Source organism: Amycolatopsis sp. NPDC051061 (genome assembly GCF_040682935.1).
Taxonomy (GTDB): domain Bacteria; phylum Actinomycetota; class Actinomycetes; order Mycobacteriales; family Pseudonocardiaceae; genus Amycolatopsis.
Genome location: NZ_JBFBBZ010000002.1, coordinates 347,959 through 368,697 on the forward strand (window position 1 = coordinate 347,959; position 20,739 = coordinate 368,697).

At 71.0% G+C, this 20,739-nt stretch carries 15 protein-coding genes; 3 read left to right on the forward strand and 12 right to left on the reverse strand.

The window, feature by feature from the left end; translation table 11 throughout:
* Positions 1-44 precede the first annotated feature (44 nt).
* On the forward strand, positions 45-1,709 hold the full coding sequence (locus AB0N03_RS04425) for a hypothetical protein (RefSeq protein WP_364365193.1): 1,665 nt from the start codon (positions 45-47) through the stop codon (positions 1,707-1,709).
* Between the two features lie 70 nt (positions 1,710-1,779).
* Here AB0N03_RS04425 and AB0N03_RS04430 read toward each other — a convergent pair whose 3' ends face one another.
* The 8 genes from AB0N03_RS04430 to topA all read right to left on the reverse strand — a co-directional run bounded on the left by AB0N03_RS04430 (position 1,780) and on the right by topA (position 12,026).
* Complete coding sequence (locus AB0N03_RS04430) at positions 1,780-2,985, reverse strand: DNA polymerase III subunit delta' (RefSeq protein WP_364365196.1); 1,206 nt, start codon at positions 2,983-2,985, stop codon at positions 1,780-1,782.
* A complete protein-coding gene (locus AB0N03_RS04435) occupies positions 2,982-5,153 on the reverse strand; it encodes a dTMP kinase (RefSeq protein WP_364365199.1) in 2,172 nt (723 codons plus the stop codon). Before AB0N03_RS04435 ends, AB0N03_RS04430 begins: the two co-directional genes overlap by 4 nt.
* Positions 5,154-5,301: 148 nt before the next feature.
* Entirely contained in the window at positions 5,302-5,910 is a 609-nt protein-coding gene (locus AB0N03_RS04440) for a hypothetical protein (RefSeq protein WP_364365202.1), read from the reverse strand.
* A 675-nt stretch (positions 5,911-6,585) separates the two neighbouring features.
* On the reverse strand, positions 6,586-7,377 hold the full coding sequence (locus AB0N03_RS04445; protein WP_364365205.1) for a hypothetical protein: 792 nt from the start codon (positions 7,375-7,377) through the stop codon (positions 6,586-6,588).
* Entirely contained in the window at positions 7,370-7,549 is a 180-nt protein-coding gene (locus AB0N03_RS04450; RefSeq protein WP_364365208.1) for a hypothetical protein, read from the reverse strand. Before AB0N03_RS04450 ends, AB0N03_RS04445 begins: the two co-directional genes overlap by 8 nt.
* On the reverse strand, positions 7,542-8,333 hold the full coding sequence (locus AB0N03_RS04455; RefSeq protein WP_364365211.1) for an ESX secretion-associated protein EspG: 792 nt from the start codon (positions 8,331-8,333) through the stop codon (positions 7,542-7,544). Before AB0N03_RS04455 ends, AB0N03_RS04450 begins: the two co-directional genes overlap by 8 nt.
* Before the next feature lie 86 nt (positions 8,334-8,419).
* Positions 8,420-9,028 (reverse strand): hypothetical protein, encoded by a 609-nt coding sequence (locus AB0N03_RS04460; protein ID WP_364365214.1) that lies wholly within the window; start codon positions 9,026-9,028, stop codon positions 8,420-8,422.
* Between the two features lie 118 nt (positions 9,029-9,146).
* Positions 9,147-12,026 carry a type I DNA topoisomerase gene (gene topA, locus AB0N03_RS04465; protein ID WP_364365217.1) on the reverse strand — a complete coding sequence of 960 codons (2,880 nt, stop codon included), beginning with the start codon at positions 12,024-12,026 and terminating at the stop codon, positions 9,147-9,149.
* 306 nt (positions 12,027-12,332) lie between these two features.
* Between topA and AB0N03_RS04470 the strand changes: the two genes are divergently transcribed.
* Positions 12,333-13,139, forward strand: coding sequence for a serine protease (locus AB0N03_RS04470; RefSeq protein ID WP_364365220.1), 807 nt, complete (start codon positions 12,333-12,335; stop codon positions 13,137-13,139).
* 18 nt (positions 13,140-13,157) lie between these two features.
* Here AB0N03_RS04470 and AB0N03_RS04475 read toward each other — a convergent pair whose 3' ends face one another.
* The 3 genes from AB0N03_RS04475 to AB0N03_RS04485 form a co-directional block, all read right to left on the reverse strand.
* Positions 13,158-13,808, reverse strand: a complete 651-nt coding sequence (locus AB0N03_RS04475) for a hypothetical protein (RefSeq protein WP_364365223.1) — start codon at positions 13,806-13,808, stop codon at positions 13,158-13,160.
* 51 nt (positions 13,809-13,859) lie between these two features.
* On the reverse strand, positions 13,860-14,453 hold the full coding sequence (locus AB0N03_RS04480; protein WP_364365226.1) for a hypothetical protein: 594 nt from the start codon (positions 14,451-14,453) through the stop codon (positions 13,860-13,862).
* A 146-nt stretch (positions 14,454-14,599) separates the two neighbouring features.
* Positions 14,600-16,897, reverse strand: coding sequence for a sodium-translocating pyrophosphatase (locus tag AB0N03_RS04485; protein ID WP_364365229.1), 2,298 nt, complete (start codon positions 16,895-16,897; stop codon positions 14,600-14,602).
* Between the two features lie 349 nt (positions 16,898-17,246).
* Here AB0N03_RS04485 and AB0N03_RS04490 point away from each other — a divergent pair, with 349 nt between their 5' ends.
* Positions 17,247-19,772: a DEAD/DEAH box helicase gene (locus tag AB0N03_RS04490; protein ID WP_364365379.1), complete on the forward strand. Its 2,526-nt coding sequence runs from the start codon at positions 17,247-17,249 to the stop codon at positions 19,770-19,772.
* An 84-nt stretch (positions 19,773-19,856) separates the two neighbouring features.
* Here the strand turns inward: AB0N03_RS04490 and AB0N03_RS04495 are convergent, their stop codons facing one another.
* A complete protein-coding gene (locus AB0N03_RS04495; protein WP_364365232.1) occupies positions 19,857-20,474 on the reverse strand; it encodes a bifunctional DNA primase/polymerase in 618 nt (205 codons plus the stop codon).
* Positions 20,475-20,739: the final 265 nt, after the last annotated feature.

The window sequence follows — 20,739 nt, forward strand, 5'->3', positions numbered from 1 at the left end:
CGTCGGTCTCACCCCCCGGTCGACCTATCTGGAGGCTCTGGCACATGCGGCGAAGACTGCCCCGTTCGGTGGCCCTGCCGGCGGCCGCGGCGTTGCTCCTGCTCGGCGCGGCGCCGGCGAACGCCGATCCGGCTTATCCGACGACTCCGATCCCGCAGCCGGCGAACCCGGGGCAGGCGCCCATTTCGGCGCCGATCGGGCCGCAGCCGCTGGGGCAGGCCGTCGGGGACGCGGGGACCGCGCTCGGCATCATCCGGTTGCTGCCGAACTCCGTGCCGACGAAGACGATCCTGCCCGGGTTCGGCGACACCTTGCCGAAGCAGTCGGCGCTCGAGGCCGGGATGGGCCTGTCGAGCGCGTCGGCGAACTCCGACGCCTACCTGAGCTACGAGAAGGCGGTCGCGCAGGCCTCGCCGTTCGGGCTGTCGGTGGGTGGGAACGCGCCGCAGACGCCGGGCAGCGTCGTGCAGACGGCGTTGCCGGACAACCCGCAGCCGATCAGCGGCGGGCTGAACGCGCCGCCGAACCCGCTGCTCAACGTGGGTCTGCTCAACGGGAGCGCGCACGCGCGGTGGAGCCCGACGCTCGGCCCGTGCGTCGACACGATCGCCGACGCGAGCACGTCGGTGGCGAGCCTGTCGCTGCTGAACGTCATCCCGTCGATGCCGAACCTCGGGCTGGACGCGCTGAAGCCGAAGCTCGACCCGAGCACCCTGGCGAGCGGGTTCGACCTGACCAAGGGCCTGCAGAGCCTCGGTGGGCTGTTGCAAGGCGGCGGCCAGACCGCGGCGAACGGCAACGGCTCGCTGCTGAGCCTGCCGAACACGCTGTCGTCGCGGTCGCAGGTGAAGCTCGTCGACGTGCCCGGCTCGAAGAACAAGGCCGTGCAGTCGACGTCGACGCTGCAGGCCGCGGACATCGAGATCCTCAAGGGCACGCCGCTGGCGCTGAGCATCAAGGTGGCCAGCCAGCCGACGCTGAAGGTGACCTCCACCGGCGACGCGAAGACGTCCAAAGTGGACTACACCGCGCCGGTGCTGACCATCGAGGCGGCCGGCAAGACGCTGTACACGCTGGACGCGGCGCACCCGACCAAGGACATCCCGATCGGACTGCCGCTGGCCGGGCTGAGCCAGCAGTTCGGGCAGCTCAACGACATCCCGGTGGTCGGTGGGCTGGTTTCGACGCTCACCAAGGGCGTCCAGCAGGTCGGCGACACCGCGGGCACCGTGCTGGACCTCGGCGTCCTGCGGCTGAGCATCGCCGGGCTGGACCAGAAGTCGGCGGAGATGTCCACGCCGTTCAAGGGCTTCCAGCTGGGCGCGTCGGCGCGGCTGTTCGACCTGCAGTTGCTGCCGACGACGAAGCTCAAGAGCCTGCTGCCGGACGACCAGGCGAAGAACCTGCCGTCGTCGCTGGCCCAGCTGTCGCTCGGCGAGCAGGTCGCGCGGGCCTACGCGCCGACCGGCGGCGTCGTCTGCGGGACCACGTCGACGCCGCCCGCGGGCGGTCAGGCACCGAAGGGGCCGGTGAAGAACCTCGCCTACACCGGAGGCGCGTACGACACGGTGCCGCTGTTCTGGACGGGCACCGCGATGCTGCTGCTCGGCGTGGTCATGGTGGCCGCGATGCCGGGCGGGCGACGTCGTCCGCTGGCGGTCACCGTCGAGGAGAAGCCGTTCAAGCCGTCGCCGCGTCCGCGCGAGTGACCCGGACACCGCCCCGGGGGCGATGAAGAAACCCGCCGAGAGCTCCGGCTCTCGGCGGGTTTCTTTGTGTTCAGCCCTGGCGAAGCGTCGTGACCATCGCCTCGACGGCGATGCGCGGCTTCACGTTCAGGTCGATCGCCTCGCGGCATTCCAGCACCGCTTCGAGGCGGCGAAGCGTCGATTCCGGTGTCCACGCCGAAGCCGCCTCGGCGATCTGGTCGGCGTGGTCGGGGTGGTTGAGCGTCGCGCCGGAGCGGGTCGTCGTCACCAGGACGTCGCGGTAGAAGCCGGCCAGGTCGATCAAGGCCAGGTCGAGCGTGTCGCGCTGGGTGCGCGTCGCGCGGGACTTCTGCTTCTTCTCCAGCTGCTTGACCGCCGCTTCGGCGGCCCGCTTGGCCCCGGCGACGCCCTTGCCGATGCCGTCGCCGCCCATCGCCGTGCGCAGTTCGTTGCGCTCGTCCTCGTCGCGGCCCTTGCTCGCCTCGCCCGCGTCGGCCTCCGCCGCGCTGATCAGCTGATCGGCGCAGGTGAAGACGTCGCCGGGCCGGCGCAGGCCCAGTGGGATGCGCAGCACGGTGGCTCGCCGCTGCCGCGCGGCTTCGTCGGTGGCCAGCCGGCGCGCGCGGCCGACGTGGCCACCGCAGACGGCGGCGGCCCACCGCGCGCGCTCCGGATCGACGTGATCGCGGCGGGCCAGGACGTCCGCGATCGCCTCGGGCGGCGGCGTTCGCAGCGTCACCAGGCGGCAGCGCGAACGGATCGTCACCGAGACGTCGTCGGGGTGGTCCGACGGCGCGCAGAGCAGGAACACCGTGCGTTCCGGCGGTTCTTCGACGGCCTTCAGCAGCGCGTTCGACGCGCCTTCGGTGAGCCTGTCGGCGTCTTCGATGATCACGACCTGCCACTTGCCGGTGGTCGGGCGACGCGCGGCCGCCTGCACCAGGGCGCGCATCTCGGCGACCGAGATGGACAGGCCTTCCGGCACCACGAGCCGGACGTCGGCGTGGGTGCCCGCCATCGTCGTGTGGCAGCCCGGGCAGGCGTCGCAGCCGGTGCCGGTGCTGCACTGCAGGGCGGCGGCGAACGTCCGCGCGGCCACCGACCGGCCGGACCCGGGCGGGCCGGTGAGCAGCCACGCGTGCGTCATCGCGCCGGGCGGCGCGGGCTCGCCGGCGACGATCTTCGCGGCGGCCGACGCGGCCGAGGACAGCGTTTCGACCGCGGGCTCCTGGCCGACCAGCTGGTTCCAGACGCCGATGCGTTCGGTCGTCGTCACTTCGCCTCCACGCGAGGCTCTTCCGGGGTCTCCGCGGGCAGGGGGTCGTCGATGTCCAGCGGAAGGATCGACGGCCGGTCCGTCGCCGGCCCGTCGATGGTCGCCGGGGATCCGTTGGCCGGCGCGTCGGCCGCCGGAGCCAGCGCGGACAGGCGGCCGATGAACACGGCCCGCAGCGCGGTGCGGATGCGCTCGGTGACCTCGGTGTCGGTGCCGTCGGCGTCGATCACGACGTACCGTTCCGGGTCGGCCGCGGCCATCTCGGTGAGCAGGTGCTGGACGCGCCACTGGTCGTTCATCGTGGTCGCCCGGTCGCGCGGCGCGCCGGGCGGGGCGGAGTCCAGCAGGACGGTCAGGTCCGGCCGCAACCGCCCGGTCGCCCAGTCGGCGAGGCCTTCGAGCTCGTCGCTGTCCAGCCCGGCGACGGCCGACAGGTGCGCCAGCGGGGAGTCGACGAACCGCTCCATCACGACGACCGAGCCGGCGTCGAGCGCCGGCTGCACGTGCCGCTCGACGATGTCGGCCCGCACCGCGGCGGCGGCCAGCGCCTGGGCCCGCGCCCCGGTCAGTGAAGCGCCGGAGACGAGCGCGGTGAGCCGCTTGTCGTCGAGGGCCGGATCGGCCGCGACCACCACGGGCCGGGTGCCGCCGCGCATCCAGTCGGCGAGGTTGACGGCCTGGATCGCGGTGTTGATCGCGGTGGTGCCCTCGACGGCGATGAGGAAGCCGTTGACGCGCCTCGGCGTGCGGCGCAGCGCGTTGCGCAGGTCCGACAGGATCGGCTCGGTGCGCTTGTCGTCCATCTGCCGGTAGGCGAAGAGGCCGGCGACCAGCGCGATCGCGGCGCCGGCGAGCATCACCGGACGGGTGCCGTCGATGGTGAGCGGGCTGCCCCAGACGGTGATCGTGTGCCGCTGCACCGCGCCGACGATCAACGGCACGGTGACGGTGGTGCCGAACAGCACCAGCTTCATCATCAGCTGGTAGATCGCGTTGATCCGGCCGCGGATGGCGTCTTCGACGCGCGAGCCGATGATCGTCACGCCGGTGAGGAACGCGGTGCCGGCGCAGACGCCGACCAGCACCACGGCGACCAGCGAGATGGTCAGGTGCGGCGACAGCGCCACCAGCAGCAGCGAGATCGCGGCCGCGATGATCGAGAGGCCGAACAGCCGGTCGTGCGGGAGCCGGCGGGCCAGCTTGGGCGCGAAGACCATGCCGGTGGCGAGGCCGAGGAAGACGGCCAGGACGAGCAGGCTGAACGCCGAGTCGCCGGCCAGCAGGCTCGAGGAGTACGGCTTGGCCGAGCCGATCACGGCACCGCCGGCGGCGAACGCGCCGAACGCGCCGACCAGCAGGCCGCGCACGAGCGGCGTGCTGCGGATGAACCGGAAGCCGTCGGCGATCATCGTGCCGATGCCGAGCTTCTCCTCGTCGGCGGCCTTGACCTTCTGGTCCGGCAGCTCGTGGACGTTGCGCAGCGAAAGCTCGGGGATCCGGGTGGCGATGATGATCGCGCTGGCCAGGTAGAGCAGACCGGTGATGATGACGACCAGCTTCGCGATGCTGAGGCTCGCGTTGTCGCCGGGGAAGAGGTGGAAGGTCGTGTTGACGCCGGTGATGATCGCGTTCGCGCCGGCCGCGGTGATGACGGCGAGGCCGTAGGTCATCACCATGCCGAGCTGGTTGGCCGTCTCGACCTGGTCCGGCCGGCGGAGCAGGTTCGGGACCGCGGCCTCTTTCGAGGGGATCCACGCGCTCGCCGCGCTGCCGACCAGGAAGTTGCCGACCAGCAGCCACCAGGGCGCGCTGACGATCGCGACGGACAGCAGGAAGCCGCACCGCAGCAGGTCCGCCACGATCATGACCTTGCGGCGGTCGAACCGGTCCGCGAGCAGCCCGCCGACGGGGGCGAACAGCAGCCCCGGCGCCAGGCCGGTGAGCACCACGCCGACGAACGCGAAGTTCTGGGCGAAGTAGTTGTCGGTCAGCTTCGTGGCCAGGCCGGTCAGGGCGAGGATGTTCAGCCAGTCGGCCACGCTGCACAGGTACGTGACGCCCCAGAGGCGCCGGAAAGGTTTGATCGCCAGTACCCGCCGGACCCGGTTGATCGTGGACGCCTCGGCGCCCGACGACCTACCCGGGCCGGCCCCGGGTACCGATCGCAAGCCCTCGCTGATACGCCCACCCCACTAGTCACCGCGGCGCCGGACGCCCTCATGAGGTCGCCCGACCGTGAAGTCAGGGTAGCCCGATCGGCCCTTGCCTCGCGGACGACCCCGAGGTGCCGGTGGGGCGGGGAACAGCGAGCGAACGCTAGTCGAACAGTCCGGTCACGCTGCTGACCAGGCTGGACACCAGCTCGATGGCGACGAAACCGAACACGATCAGCAACGTCACGGCGAGCATGACCCCCGCCGCACTCGACGACGGCCGGTTGAACGCCGGCATCGACACCGACGGCAGGCGCCGCCGCTTGACGGGCACCACCTCGAGGTCTTCGTCGAAATCGTCCTCGGGGGGTGCCTTCTGCCGCACGGGCCGCTGCAGCAACGGCGGCCGCGTCGGCCACGTGCGCCGCCGGGTCCGCTGGCGCGGCAGAAGCCCCATCGGGGGCGACACCTCTTCGCCGACGCTGCTCGTGGTGCCGGCCGGCGGGATCGCCCTCGGAGTTCCGCCGTTCTCTTCCCGGAGGGTTTCCTCGACCATCCGCCGCACGGCTTCCTCGTCGGGCGGCACGGGCCCGGCTACCGGGAAGGCAGCGGGCTCGTGGCCATCGGCGACCGCGGTGCGTGGCTCGGGGGCCGCCGTGACCAGTCCTGAGACGGGGTCGGCGAACATTTCGCCGGGGGCTTCGGACAACGTGCCGTCGCGCTGAGTGAGCTCGGGGGCATTGAAGAAGGGAGCCTCACCGTTCGCGCTCATGGTGACCACCTCACTACTGAATGTCCTCGCCTTTCCAGGGTAGCGACGATGGCGGATAACGCATCCGCCCAATGGCTCTGTCTGTAATGGAGGGTCGGTTACGCAGCGCAAGCCCGTGCCCGAACCCCCTGCAGTGTCCAGTCCACCGGTGGCCCGGTCGACCCCCAATGGTGACGGATTGTAGTGAGTCGGGTCACAGGGGCCATTGGGCCGGGCCGGCCGGCGGCTGACCCATGGTGACCAGTTTGCCGGGTTCGGCTCGGAGCGGGCATGGGTTCTCCTGGAGCCGGCCGGGAGGCGGGGTGCTCCGGTCGGCCGGTCGCTTGGGGCCGGTTGGAGCACAGGCCCGGCGATGGCGGTAACTCGCTGCACAGGGCGCTTCGGCGGTCCTGGCCAACCGGCGGGACACGCCCGCCGCCGTGCACCGATCGCCGCTTGCTCGGCCGCGTGGGCCTGACGCAGCGCACCGTCCGCCGCCTGCTCGGCCGCGTGGGCCTGACGCAGCCGGGAGCACCGTCCGCCGCCTGCCGGGCCGCGCGGTCCTGCCGCCGCCGGCGTGCACCGACCGCCGCCTGCCCGGCCGCGTGGACCCGACGCCGCCGGGAGCACCGTCCGCCCGGCCGCGCTTCTCACGCCGCCAGGAACGCCGCCAGGCCGGCCCGCCGCGCCGCTCTCTCAGGGCACCTCCTCCTGTCCCAGGTCGATCATCTTCCGGCACCAGTCGCGGAGCATGCCGCGGCTGAAGGGGCTCATGACCAGCTGGCGGTAGCCGTCGCCGCGGTCGAGGGCCGCCAGCGCGAAGCGGCCCAGGTCCGTGTCCACCAGGACGAACCCGTGGTCCGGGAACTCCGCGCACAGGCCGCCGAACGCCAGCATGTCCAGCACCGCCGTGCCGGAGCGCGGGCGGCCCAGCAGCTCGCGCATCGCGCCCACGTCGTCGTCCTGGCCGTCGTGGACCAGGCCGTCGTCGTCGACCGCCAGCCAGATCGCACGGGGTGAAGCGCCGAACGGCGCCTCCGGCAGTTCCGCCACCAGCATCTCCGGCAGCTCCTCGAAGTCGGCGAGGTGGATCGCCGTGCGGCCGGGCAGCGAGCCCATCATGAACGCCCGTTCGCCGTCCGCGTAGCAGCGGATGTCGGCCGTCTCCGGACCCTCGTCGAACACGCCGCACAGCGCCGCCCGGACCGAGCCGCGCAGCATCAGCGACACCACCTCGAAGCCGACCTCGTTGAGCTCGCCGTCCACGCCGAACGGCGTGCCGTCGATCCAGGCGGCCCACGCCGTGTGCCGCTCGACCTCCTCGACCAGGTCGGCCGGGTCGTCGGAGACCGGTCCGTGCACCAGGATGTCGTGGTCGCTGACTTCCGGGTTGTAGAGCCGGTCGACCGGCTCGCGATCCGGCATCGCGGCCAGCACCGGACCGGCGGCCAGCTCGAGCAACTCCCGGGCCTCCGTGCGTTCAACCATGCCGCCGCCTCTCGCCCGTCTCGTCCGCTTCCGCCCGCTGCTCCGGTACGCCGCTGTTCAGCTCGGCCGCCGCGAGGATGGCCTCGCGGACCGTCAGGTCCCGTGGGGCCGCCGCGACCACCCGGTCTACTCCCTCCCCGGCCGTCGACCGCACCGCCGCGTGCTCACGCATGGCTCTGCACCGCCTCGACGATCCACTGCTCGGCCGTGCTCCGCGACGCCGGACCCCACGTGACCGTCCAGCGCCCGGTCCGGCCGACCGCGGCACTGAACTGGTACCGGCCCAGGTCGTTGTCCACCAGCCCGAACGCGCCGTGCGGGTACTCGGCCAGGATCGCGTCGCGCACCGCGAGGTCGACCAGCACCGTGCCCAGCCGCGGCCGGGCCGCGCACTCGCGGATCAGCTCGACCGCCCGCTCGCACCGGCGCGGGATCAGCCCGCCCGCGTCGGTCTCGATGCGCAGGTGCTGCCCCGGTCCGGGCGGCCGTTCGGGCAGGCCGTCGAACACCCAGCCCGGCAGCTCGCTCAGGAAGCCGGACCGCAGCCGCGCGCGGTTGCCCAGCTTGTGCAGCACCGTGGTGTAGTCCTCGTCGCCGAAGAACCGCACCTCCCACGGCTCCCGCCGGGCCGGGAAGACGCCGGTGACCACGCCACGGATGAAGCCGCCTCGCAGCGCCCGGTACAGCCCGACGGCTTCGGCGGTGACCTCGCCACCCGGGGCGAGGCCGATCGCGGCCATCCCGGCGACGAACCGGGTGTACTGCTCCACCTCGTCGGCGAGGCTCCGTGCGGGCGAGGAGCGACGGCCCGGCAGCGGTTCGGTGTCCGCCAGCACCGGCGGGATCTCGAACTCGGGGTCGTAGAACTCCATCACCGAGGGCCGCTCCGGCACCTCGGCCGACAGCGGGGCGATGACCTCGTCGATGACGTCGAAGACGGCGACTGAAGTGTTCACCCCTAGATTGAACACCCTGGCACCGACAATTTCTCGCACATGTGTTCGACTGGGTGACATCGTTCGGTGAGCGGTCGGCGAGCGGCTCAGGCATGCTCCGGCACCCGCCCTTCGACGAACTCCGCGAGCTTCTCCACGCTGCCGGGCAGCCACCAGAACCGGCGGTGACCGCCCCGGCGTCTGCCCAGCGCCGCCAGGTGCCGGCCGCGGTCGTCGTCGACGAACGCCAGCATCTCCCACGGCCACCGCGCGCCGTCGCGGGTGATGTCGAGCTGGACGGTACCGAGCCGCTTCCGGCGCAGGTCGTCCATCAGGTCGAAGAGCAGGCAATCCTGCTCGGGTTCGAGCACTCCGCGCTCGTCAGCGTCGAGGTACATCCCCTCACCTGGCGCCGGCGGATGGGGCGGCAGGCGCGTCAACGCCAAAGCCAGGAACTCCGCGACCGAATCCGGCGAAGGCCCGGACAAGCTCAAGCCGTCGCCGGCAACGCCGAACCGCTTCCGGTCGTCGAAGAACGCCGACGTCCACGGCTCGTCGTACACCGCGACGGCCACGCCGCAGACGCCGCCGCTGCCCGCGAAGCCGGGTAGCGATTCGATCAGGTCCATGGCGGTGGAACTGCCGGCGGCCGCCGCCCGGACCGGCTTGAGGATCTTGGTGGTCACCGTGTGCACGGTGCGTGGTGTTGTGGTCACGCGTTCATGAAACCCGGGACCACCGACAATTTCCCGAACATCCGTTCGAGGTGTCACCCGAAAGTGTGGTCGGACGCCACGAAGGCCCCCGGCGCACCAGGGGCCTTCATGAACGGTCTTACTTGGCCTTCGTCGCGGTCGAGCTGCGCTTCGTCGTGGTGGACTTCGCGGTCGCGGCCTTGGCGGTCTTGCTCGTGCCCGCCTTGACCGTCTTCGCCGTCGTCGAAGCCGGCTTCCGCGCCGGCGCCTTCTTCTTCGGCGCCGGACCCTTCGCCCGCTTCTCGGCCAGGAGCTCGGACGCCCGTTCGGCGGTCAGCGACTCGATTTCGTCGCCCTTCCGCAGCGTCGCGTTGTACTCGCCGTCGGTCACGTACGGGCCGAACCGGCCTTCCTTGACGACCATCGGCTTCTTCGACACCGGGTCCTCGCCGAGCTCCTTGAGCGGCGGCTTCGCCGTGGCGGACCGCCCACGCTGCTTCGGCTCGGCGTAGATCTTCAACGCCTCTTCGACCGTGATCGAGAACAGCTGGTCCTCGGTCGAGAGCGAACGCGAGTCCGTGCCCTTCTTCAGGTACGGCCCGTAGCGCCCGTTCTGCGCCGTGATCTCCTCACCGGACTCCGGGTCCTTGCCGACCACGCGCGGCAGCGAAAGCAGCTTCAGCGCGTCGTCGAGCGTGATGGTCTCGATGTCCATCGACTTGAACAGCGATCCCGTACGCGGCTTCGGCGCCTTCGCCTTGGCGGCCTTCTTCTGCGCCGGCGTGGCGTCCTCGGGGATCTCGATCTCGGGCAGCACCTCGGTCACGTACGGCCCGAAGCGGCCCTCCTTTGCGACGATGTCGTGCCCGCTCACCGGGTCGGCGCCCAGCGTGCGGCCCTCCTGCGGGGTCGCGAACAGCTTCTCCGCGAGCTCCTGCGAGAGCTCGTCCGGCGGCAGGTCCTCGGGCAGGTTCGCGCGCTGCGAGTTCCCGTCGATCTCGCGCTCCAGGTACGGCCCGTAGCGGCCGACCCGGACCACGACGGTGTGCCCGTCGGCGTCGCTGAACAGCGGGATCGAGTTGATCTCCCGCGCGTCGATGTCCTCGACACTGCCTTCGACCAGTTTCTTCAGCCCGCCCAGGCGGCCGATCGAGCCGTCGACGCCCATGTCGCCGCCGAAGTAGAACTTCGACAGCCACTGCGCGCGCTGCTCGTTGCCGGAGGCGATGCGGTCGAGCTCGTCCTCCATGCCGGCGGTGAAGTCGTAGTCGACCAGCCGCTCGAAGTGCCGCTCCAGCAGGCCGATGACGGCGAACGCGACCCACGACGGAACGAGCGCGGAGCCCTTCTTCCAGACGTAGCCGCGGTCCTGGATGGTCTTGATGATCGACGCGTACGTCGACGGGCGGCCGATGCCCAGCTCTTCCAGCTTGCTGACCAGGCTCGGCTCGGAGTACCGCGCCGGCGGCGACGTCGTGTGCCCGTCCGGGCTCAGCTCGGTCGCGGTGAGGGCCTGGTCCTTCTCCAGCACCGGCAGGCGGCTCTGCTTGTCGTCGGCTTCGCCACCGGTCTCGGTGTCGACGGCCTCGACGTACGCCTTGAGGAAGCCCGCGAAGGTGATCGTGCGGCCCGAAGCCGCGAAGGTGCACTCCTCGCCCGAAGTCGCGTTGCCGACGATGCGCACGGACATCGTGGTGCCCTTGGCGTCCGCCATCTGCGACGCGATCGTGCGCTGCCAGATCATCTCGTAGAGGCGGTACTCGTCGGTGTCCAGCTCGCTCGCGACCTGGCCCGGCGTGCGGAAGACCTCACCCGACGGCCGGATCGCCTCGTGCGCCTCCTGCGCGTTCTTGACCTTGCGCGTGTACTGCCGCGGCGACGGCGAGACGTACTCCTTGCCGTACAGCTGCGTGGCCTGGCTGCGCGCGGCCGAGATCGCCGACTCCGACAGCGTCGTGGAGTCGGTACGCATATAGGTGATGTAGCCGTTTTCGTAGAGCTTCTGCGCGATCCGCATCGTGCGCTCCGAGGTGAACCGCATCTTGCGGCCCGCCTCCTGCTGCAGCGTCGACGTCATGAACGGCGCGTACGGCTTCCGCGTGTACGGCTTCTCTTCGACGCTCGAGACCTTGAAGTCCCGCTGCTTCAGCGCGTCGGCCAGGCGCCGCGCGTCGGCCTCGGCCAGCACGCGGATCTCGTTGTTGGAGGACTTGAGCTGCCCGTCCGAGCCGAAGTCGCGGCCGGTGGCCAGGCGCGCGCCGTCGACGGCGATGAGCCGCGCCGGGAAGTTTCGCGGCGAAGCCTCTTCGCCGGCGTCCATGGTCGCCGAGATGTCCCAATACGATGCCGACGTGAAGCGCATCCGCTCGCGCTCCCGCTCGACGACGATCCGGGTCGCCACCGACTGCACGCGGCCCGCCGAAAGCTTCGGCATGACCTTCTTCCACAGCACCGGCGAGACCTCGTAGCCGTAGAGGCGGTCGAGGATGCGGCGGGTCTCCTGCGCGTCGACGAGGTCGGAGTCCAGCTCTCGGGTCGAGTCGGCGGCCGCGAGGATGGCCTGCTCGGTGACCTCGTGGAAGACCATCCGGCGGACCGGGACCTTCGGCTTGAGCGTCTCGAGCAGGTGCCACGCGATGGCTTCGCCCTCGCGGTCGGGGTCCGTGGCGAGGTAGAGCTCGTCGACGTCCTTGAGCAGCCCCTTGAGCTCGCTGACCTTGGACTTCTTGTCCGGGGTGACCACGTAGAGGGCCTTGAAGCCGTTGTCGACGTCGACGCCGAGGCGCGCCCAGGCCTCGCCCTTGTACTGGGCGGGCACGTCGGCGGCACCACGCGGCAGGTCGCGGATGTGCCCGACGGAGGACTCGACGACGTAACCGCCGCCCAGGTAGGGGGCGATCTTGCGGGCCTTCGTCGGGGACTCGACGATCACCAGCCGCCGGTGCCCGGCGCCGTTGTCCGCCGATGCCCCGGTCTTGTTGGTCCGTGCTCCTGCCACGCTGTCCTGCTCTCCGCTCATCTCGTCCCGCCGCCGCGGAACTGCACCACGTCCGGCCCCGTGAGGGTCCGAGCCCGTGTCTCGACCTGTCAGTGTGCACGCTGTCGCGGCCCGGACGGCGCGGAGGTGGCCCAACACGCCGCCGGTCCTGTGCCCAGCGCATCGCCGCTGACCTCGACGATGTTTCCCCAACGTACCTGCCACGTGATTTCGGCCACGTCCCGCGCAGCCTAGCGCGTGACCGTCCGGATACCCTCCGTTCGACGGTGGTGGGCGCGGGGACGTCACCGCTTCACTGGATCCCCCGCCCAGCCGAAAGGATCCGCCATGACCCGACGCCTCCTCGGCGCCCTGCTCACCGCCGCGACCGCCACAGTATTACTGGGGACCACTCCGGCGAGCGCGGCCGCGGCGAACTTCGCCGGCACGGTAGCCCTGTCCAACTGCTCGGGTTCGGTGGTCAAGCCCGCCGCGACACCCGACTCCGCACCCGCGCTCGTCCTGTCCAACGGGCACTGCCTCGAGACCGGCTTCCCCGGGCCCGGTCAGGTCATCACGAACCGGACGTCCAGCCGGACGTTCACGCTGCTCAACGCCGGCGGCGGCAACGCGGGCACGCTGCGGGCCAAGAAGATCGTCTACGGGACGATGACCGACACCGACGTGTCGCTCTACCAGCTCACCACCACCTACGCGCAGATCAAGTCGAGCTACGGGATTTCGCCGCTGGAGCTGTCGAGCGCCCACCCCTCCGCCGGTGCCGCGATCGACGTCGTCTCGGGCTACTGGAAGCGGATCTACTCCTGCAGCGTCGACGGCTTCGTCTACCGGCTGAAGGAGGGCAGCTGGACCTGGAAGGACTCGATCCGCTACACGTCCGCCTGCCAGACCATCGGCGGCACGTCGGGCTCGCCGATCGTGTCCGGCGGCAAGGTCGTCGGCGTGAACAACACCGGCAACGAGGACGGCCAGCGGTGCACGGAGAACAACCCGTGCGAGGTCGACCAGGCCGGGAACGTCACCGTCCACTACAAGACGAACTACGGCCAGGAGACCTACGGCATTCCCGCGTGCCTCACCGCGGCCAACGAAATCGCCCTCACGCAGGCCGGCTGCACGCTGCCCCGGCCCTGACGCGCCGCCCGCGCCCGGTCAGGCCGTGCTCGTCACGGCCTCCGGGTGCGGGACCGGCAACGGCTCCGCGCCGGGCCACGCCGCTTCGGCGCCCGGTGGCGGTTCCCCGATGAGCTCCAGCAGCGCCTCCAACCGGCGTTTCCCGGTGACCTTGACGGCCGGGACCTCGACCTTCGGGCCGGTCAGCTTCGCCGCGACGCCCAGCGGCGTGAGCGCTTCGACCAGCCGCTCGTGCATGCCGGGCGCGAGCGGGTCGACGCCCAGCAGGTAGCCCTGCGTGCCGGGACGGCCGCCCGCCAGCGCCCACATCCGCAGCATCGCCCCGCTCAGCCGGAAGCCGTCCGGCACCGCCTTGCCGGAGTCGTCCTCGACCGGGCCCGCACAGCCCGCACGCAGCCATCTCAGCGCCAGCGGGAGCAGGTCGACCCGGAACGACGTCCGCACCTGCGGATGGCCGCAGTCGGCCTTCGAGACCTGGGCGTCCGCGCCGCGACAGCGGAACTCGCGCGCCAGGATGTGTGCCCGCCACGGTTCCTCGACGACCACCGACAGCCGGGCGGCCGTGCGCCCGAAACCGGTGATCTGGCCGTGGCAGCACAACAGCCCGGCCAGGTCACCCAGACCCGGTCCGCTGGCCTCGGCGGAGAACAGGGAGATCGTCCGATCCACCGCGCCATACTAGAACACAAGTTCGATTCGTGGCAGTGGTCACGCCGATCTTCACCGAGGCGGTTGATCCAGCCGGCGGCAGGCGGGGGCGCGTTGCTCCGCCGCCCGCAGGGCCGGGACGTCGTCGAGGCCCTTGAGGTAGTCGAGTGCGTCGATGCGGTCGAGCGTGGCCCTGGCCTCGCCGAGGGCCTCCTTGGTCGCCGCCGCGTCGCCGCGGACGGCGTCGATGCGCTGACGCGCGTTCTCGGCCTTCTCGCGGATGTCGGCGAACTGCCCGATGACGTCCTCGCGGCCGCCGTCCGCCGACGGCACCGGAGGCGCGCCGAGCGCGTTCAGCCCGGCGAGGCTCTGGTCGAGCCCGCCGACGACCGAGGAGAGCAGGTCGCTGGAGGTCCGGGACGCCTGCTGCGGCGTGCTCGGATCGACGGTGGGCAGCGCCGCCAGGGTGCGGACCAGGTGCGTCACCGCGTCGCAGTAGGCATCCGCCCATCTCGCCGCGGGATCGGTCTGCGGCACCACGGTCGTCACCGACAGACCTTGATCCCGCGCCGGCGTCTGCGGGGCTTGTTGCCCGCAGCCGGCGAGGCCGATGGTGATCGTGATCGTCGTGGTTAGGGCGGCGAAGACGGTTGACCGCGGCCGCACAAGACCTCCTGCTCGACGACGTCCCGGAACGCCCGACGGTACCGATTCGGTACTGCTTCGCAAGTCGCCGAGCCTGGGTGGGATGACCCGGCACGCCCCGGGCCCGGCACGCGACGCTGCGTGCCGGGCCCGGGAACGGCTGTGCGTCAGGCCTTGATCTCCGTCGGGGAGTCGGTCAGGACCGTCCCCCGGCGCTTCGAGACCACGATCGCCGCCACGATGATGGCGACCGCGACCAGCGAGATGATGATGCGGACCGCGGCGTTCTCGTCGGGACCGATCGAGAACTGGACGACGGCGGGCGCGATCAGGACCGAGACCAGGTTCATGACCTTGATCAGCGGGTTGATCGCCGGGCCGGCGGTGTCCTTGAACGGGTCACCCACGGTGTCACCGATGATGGTGGCCTCGTGCGCGGACGAGCCCTTGCCGCCGTGGTTGCCGTCCTCGACCAGCTTCTTCGCGTTGTCCCACGCGCCACCGGAGTTGGCGAGGAAGATCGCCATCAGGGTGCCGCAGGCGATCGCGCCGGCCAGGTAACCGGCGAGCGCGCCGGTGCCCAGGCCGAAGCCGACCGCGATGGGGGCGAAGACCGCCAGCAGACCCGGCGTCGTCAGCTCACGCAGCGAGTCGCGCGTGACGATGTCGACGACCTTGCCGTACTCGGGGCGGGTGGTGCCCTCCATGATGCCCGGGATGTCGCGGAACTGGCGACGGACTTCGTACACGACCGCGCCGGCCGCGCGGGAGACCGCGTTGACGGCGAGACCCGAGAACATGAACACCACGGCCGCACCGATGATCACGCCGACCAGCGTGTTCGGGCTGACGATCGTGTTGGTGAAGGACTTGGCCGCGTCGAGGCCGGTGACCACGCCGTTGCCCATGCCGGCCAGCGTCTTCGAGATCGCGTCCGAGTACGACCCGAACAGCGCCGTCGCCGCGAGCACCGCCGTGGCGATCGCGATGCCCTTGGTGATGGCCTTGGTGGTGTTGCCCACCGCGTCCAGCTCCGTGAGGATCTGCGCGGCCTTCTCGTCGACGTCGCCCGACATCTCGGCGATGCCCTGCGCGTTGTCCGAAACCGGGCCGAAGGTGTCCATCGCGACGATGACGCCGACGGTGGTCAGCAGACCGGTGCCGGCCAGCGCCACGGCGAACAGCGCGACGCCGCCGCCGAGCAGGTACGCGCCGAACACGGCCGCGCCGATCACCAGAGCGGTGTAGACGGCCGACTCGAAACCGACCGAGATGCCGGAGAGGATGACGGTCGCGCCACCGGTCTCCGACGTCTGCGCGACGTCCTTGACCGGCTTGTACTCGGTGCCGGTGTAGTAGCCGGTCAGCTTCAGGATGACCGCGGCGAGCACGATGCCGATGATCACCGCGATGGTCGCGATGACCGCCGGGTTGCCCGAGTTCTCGAAGCCCGCGCCGAAGTCGGAGAAGCTGCTCGGCAGGTACACGAACGCCGCGATCGCCGACAGGACGGCGGAAATGACCGCGGAGATGTAGAAGGAGCGGTTGATCGTGACGAGGCCACCCTCGCCCGCACGCGCCTTCGTGATGTAGACACCGATGACCGCGGTGATGACACCGATGGCCGGCACGATCAGCGGGAAGATCAGGCCGTGCACGCCGAAGGCGGTGCTGCCCAGGATCAGCGCGGCGACCAGCATGACGGCGTAGGACTCGAAGAGGTCCGCCGCCATACCGGCGCAGTCGCCGACGTTGTCACCCACATTGTCCGCGATGGTCGCGGCGTTGCGCGGGTCGTCCTCCGGGATGCCCTGCTCGACCTTGCCGACCAGGTCGGCGCCGACGTCGGCGGCCTTGGTGAAGATACCGCCGCCGACACGCATGAACATCGCGATCAGGGCAGCGCCGAAGCCGAAGCCCTCGAGCACCTTGGGCGCCTGGCCGGTGTAGACCAGCACGACGACCGCGGCACCGAACAGGCCGAGGCCGACGGTGATCATGCCGACGACGCCGCCGGTGCGGAACGCCACGCGCATGGCGATCTCGCGGCCGCCTTCCTCACGCGACGCGGCGGCCACGCGCAGGTTCGCCTGCGTCGCCAGCCACATGCCGAGGTAACCGATCGCGAACGAGAACACCGCGCCGACCAGGAAGAAGATCGAACGACCGATCTTCTCGTTCCAGTCGTCGGCGGGAAGTGCGAAGAGCAGGAGGAACACGATCACGCCGAAAATGGCGAGGGTGTTCCGCTGCCGCTTGAGGTAAGCGGCCGCGCCTTCCTGCACCGCCTTGGCGATGTCCTGCATCTTGGCGGTGCCCTGGCCCGCGGCCAGCACCTCCTTGAGCAAGACGTAGCCGATGACGAGTGCGGCAAGCGCGACCACGGCGACTACACCGACAATCGTGTAGCCACCTCCGGAGAGCGCAATACTGCCCGCGCCCTCCGCGAGGAACTGCCGTGACATTCGTCCTCCAGGAGACGTCGCCGATCGCCAGCGTCGACGGCAAGCCGAGGGTTCGACACGGCCGGCGCTGGCATGGACCCTGTACCGAGCGACACGCTAGCCGTGCGGCGATGCACATCTCGCATGACGCTCACCACAGAGGGTGTGGATTGCGGGAGTGTATTGGTATCGCAACCAGCGCCTTCAAGCCGTCCCGGGGACAGTACATTCCGTTACCTTGTGAGCCTCCTCACTTGATCGATCCCTTCGCCCGGATTTCGTTGGGGTCGCGGGGATCTCCGGAACTGTCGTACCCCTGTGCCAAGCTCGGCTGGTGGACGACTCACGTGGGCGGCGGCTGCTGGGGCGGGTGACCGCCGGCATCCCGTCGCGCGAGAACCCGGTCACGCACGTCGCGGACCTGCCGGGCCGCTCGGCGCGGTCCGTGCCGTGGCCTTCGTGGACCGATCCGGCGGTGGTGAACGCGCTGCGTGACTGCGGGGTGTCGCTGCCGTGGGCGCACCAGGCGGAGGCGGCTTCGCACGCGTACGAAGGTCGTCACGTCGTGATTTCGACCGGCACGGCGTCGGGCAAGTCGCTGGCCTACCAGCTGCCGGTGCTGTCGCGGCTGGCCGCGGGCGAGAAGGCGAACGCGCTGTACCTGTCGCCGACCAAGGCGCTGGGGGCGGACCAGCTGCGGTCCGTGTCCTCTTTGGACGTCCCGGGCGTCCGGGCGGCGTCGTTCGACGGGGACACGCCGATGGTGGAGCGCGACTGGGTGCGCGCGCACGCCAACTGGGTGTTCACCAACCCGGACATGCTGCACCGCGGGATCCTTTCGCAGCACGGGCGGTGGGCGCAGTTCTTCCGGCGGCTCAGCTGCGTGGTGGTCGACGAGTGCCACAGCTACCGCGGCGTCTTCGGCTCGCACGTCGCGTTGCTGCTTCGCCGGCTTCGGCGCGTCGCCGAGCATTACGGCGCTTCGCCGGTGTTCGTGCTCGCATCGGCGACAACGGCTTCGCCTGCTTCGTTCGCTTCGCGGCTTACCGGGGTTTCGTGTGAGGCGGTGACGGAGGACGCGTCACCGCGCGGCGCTCGGACGGTCGTGTTGTGGGAGCCGCCGCTGCTGGAGGAGCTGACCGGGGAGAACGGCGCGCCGGTCCGGCGGTCGGCGGGCGCGGAGACGTCGCGGATCCTGGCGGACCTGGTCGTCGAAGGCGCGCGGTCACTGGCGTTCATCCGGTCGCGACGGGGTGCGGAGCTGGCCGCGCTGGGTGCGCGTCGCATATTGTCCGAAGTGGACCCCGCGTTGACGGAAACCGTTGCGGCGTACAGGTCCGGCTATCTCCCGGAGGAGCGGCGAGCGCTTGAAGCGGCGTTGCTGTCGGGGCGCCTGCTGGGTGTCGCGACGACGAACGCGCTCGAGCTCGGCGTCGACATCGCGGGGCTGGACGCGGTGGTGCTGGCCGGCTACCCGGGCACGCTCGCGTCGTTCTGGCAGCAGGCCGGGCGGGCGGGCCGCTCCGGCGACTCGGCGCTGGTGGTGTTCGTGGCGCGCGACGATCCGCTCGACACGTACCTGGTGCACCACCCGGCGGCGCTGCTCGACCGTCCGGTCGAGACGGCGGTGCTCGACCCGGCGAACCCGTACGTGCTGGCGCCGCAGCTCGCGTGCGCGGTGGCCGAGCTGCCGCTGACGCTCGCCGAGCTGGAGGTGTTCGGCGGCGCGGCGGCCCAGGACGTGCTGGCCGAGCTGGCGGAGCAGAAATTGCTGCGGCGCCGGTCGAGCGGCTGGTACTGGACGTCCCGGGACCGGCCGCACGCCGAGGTCGGGATCCGCGGGACGGGCGGCGAGCAGATCGCGGTGGTCGAGTCGGACTCCGGGCGGATGCTGGGCACGGTCGACCCGGGGTCGGCGTGCTTCGCGGTCCACCCCGGCGCGGTCTACCTGCACCAGGGGTCGTCGTACGTGGTCGACGAGCTGGACCTGGAGCAAGGCTTGGCGATGGTCCACGCGGAGAACCCGGACTGGACGACGACCCCGCGCGAGATCGTGGACATCGCGGTGCTGAGCACGCAGGAGAAACAGGACTTCGGCGGGGTGAGTGTGTGCCTGGGCGAGGTGGCGGTGACGTCGCAGGTGATCGGCTACCTGCGGCGACGTCCGTCGGGCGAGGTGCTGGACCACACGCCGCTCGATCTGCCGGAGCAGAGCCTGCGCACCCGGGCGGTCTGGTACACGATCTCGTCGGAGCTGCTCGGGACCGATGGTCCGCGGGCTTCGGACGCTTCGCCGGTTTCGGCGGGCGCGGCGCCTTCGAGTGGCCCGGACGCTTCGGCTGGCTCCGCGACTGAGGGTGGCGCGGGCGGCTCGGGCATTTCGGCTGATGGCGAGGTGGGGACCGGGGGCCATCGGGTGGGGACCGAATCTGCGGGGCCGGTGGGGACCGGGGAGGAAACCCCGGCAAACGGTCGGGGGCCCGTTCACGAGGGTGGCAGGGCACCGGGGAGTGCCGGATTGATTCCGGCACGAGTCCCCGGTGCCCTGCATGCCGCCGAGCACGCGGCGATCGGCCTGCTACCGCTGTTCGCTACGTGCGACCGATGGGACATCGGCGGGGTGAGTACCGCGTGGCACGAAGACACCGGGGAGGCGACGGTGTTCGTGCATGACGGCCATCCCGGGGGTGCGGGATTTGCCGAACGCGGTTATGCCGCGATTGTCCCGTGGCTGGTCGCTACGCGGGAGGCGATCGTCTCCTGCGAGTGCCCGACGGGATGCCCGTCCTGCGTCCAGTCGCCGAAGTGCGGGAACGGCAACGATCCGCTGGACAAGGCGGGAGCAGTGGCTGTCCTGGGCACCGTGCTCGGGGCGTTGCGTCAACACGGCGCTTGAGACGGCCACTTTGTGGTTCATGGAGTTGTGTCCTGCTCCGCCTCGGCCGGGTTGGGACCGGCCGGCGGCGGTGGTTCGGGTGGTTCAGGCCGCGGTGGTGTGGACCAGCTGCGCGGCGTCGGCGCCGGCCAGGGCGCGGACGAGGACGTCGTGCACCTCGGCGGCGTCCGGCAGCTGCCAGCCGCACACCTCGGGCTTGACGCGCCAGTGCACGACACCGTGCTGGAACGGCGACGGGGGCAGCGGGATGTAGCTGTCCTTGCCGTGCCACTGGATCGAGGCGCGGGTCGCCAGCTCGGCCGGGATGTGGTCGGCGACGGTGGTGAGGAAGAGCCAGCGGCCGTTCGGCATCGCGACGATGGGCGCGGGGTGGCCGAGCGCGCGGAGCAGGCGGCAGGCGCGCTTGCCGAGTTCGTCGTCGACCTCGAGGGCGTCGAGCACGGTGCCGGTGGCGACGAGCAGGCTGTGGGTGCGGTCGGAGAACCAGGTGGCGACCTCGTGGGCGTGGGTGCCGATCTGCTCACGCCAGTGGTCACTGGCCGGGACCGGGCGTCGCCAGGTGAGGTCGTCGCCGCCGGCGAGCGGAGCGGAGTCGACACCCGGGAGCACCGGCCAGCCGCGCCAGGCGAGACCGATCGCCTCCGCCCGCAGTTCGATGCGGAAGGCACCGCGCCAGCTGTCCGGCCAATTCGCGTCCAACATTGTCTTTCCTGCCTTAGGTTCCGGTTCTCCGCGACCCGCTAAACCTTGCCGTGGTGTCGCACATCTCACTTAACGGCAAGTTGCACATTGCCCGGAACCCCCACGCGACAACCGGTGGTTACGCGGCGATGAACGCCCGGTAGTCCCTACCGCCCGACCGAACCCGGCGGCGCGGATCGACGGTGAACGGCAGCCGCCCACGGACCGCTCGTCGCGCGAAGCCCCAGGATCGACAGCCCTCTGACGGGATGCGCGGTCGCCGAGA

What these genes read in the sequence shown, in the direction of transcription:
- AB0N03_RS04425 (WP_364365193.1), top strand. Translation starts at nt 45, where the DNA reads ATGCGGCGAAGACTGCCCCGTTCGGTGGCCCTGCCGGCGGCCGCGGCG.
- AB0N03_RS04440 (WP_364365202.1), bottom strand. Translation starts at nt 5,910, where the DNA reads ATGAGCGCGAACGGTGAGGCTCCCTTCTTCAATGCCCCCGAGCTCACT.
- AB0N03_RS04445 (WP_364365205.1), bottom strand. Translation starts at nt 7,377, where the DNA reads ATGGTTGAACGCACGGAGGCCCGGGAGTTGCTCGAGCTGGCCGCCGGT.
- AB0N03_RS04450 (WP_364365208.1), bottom strand. Translation starts at nt 7,549, where the DNA reads ATGCGTGAGCACGCGGCGGTGCGGTCGACGGCCGGGGAGGGAGTAGAC.
- topA (WP_364365217.1), bottom strand. Translation starts at nt 12,026, where the DNA reads ATGAGCGGAGAGCAGGACAGCGTGGCAGGAGCACGGACCAACAAGACC.
- AB0N03_RS04470 (WP_364365220.1), top strand. Translation starts at nt 12,333, where the DNA reads ATGACCCGACGCCTCCTCGGCGCCCTGCTCACCGCCGCGACCGCCACA.
- AB0N03_RS04485 (WP_364365229.1), bottom strand. Translation starts at nt 16,897, where the DNA reads ATGTCACGGCAGTTCCTCGCGGAGGGCGCGGGCAGTATTGCGCTCTCC.
- AB0N03_RS04495 (WP_364365232.1), bottom strand. Translation starts at nt 20,474, where the DNA reads ATGTTGGACGCGAATTGGCCGGACAGCTGGCGCGGTGCCTTCCGCATC.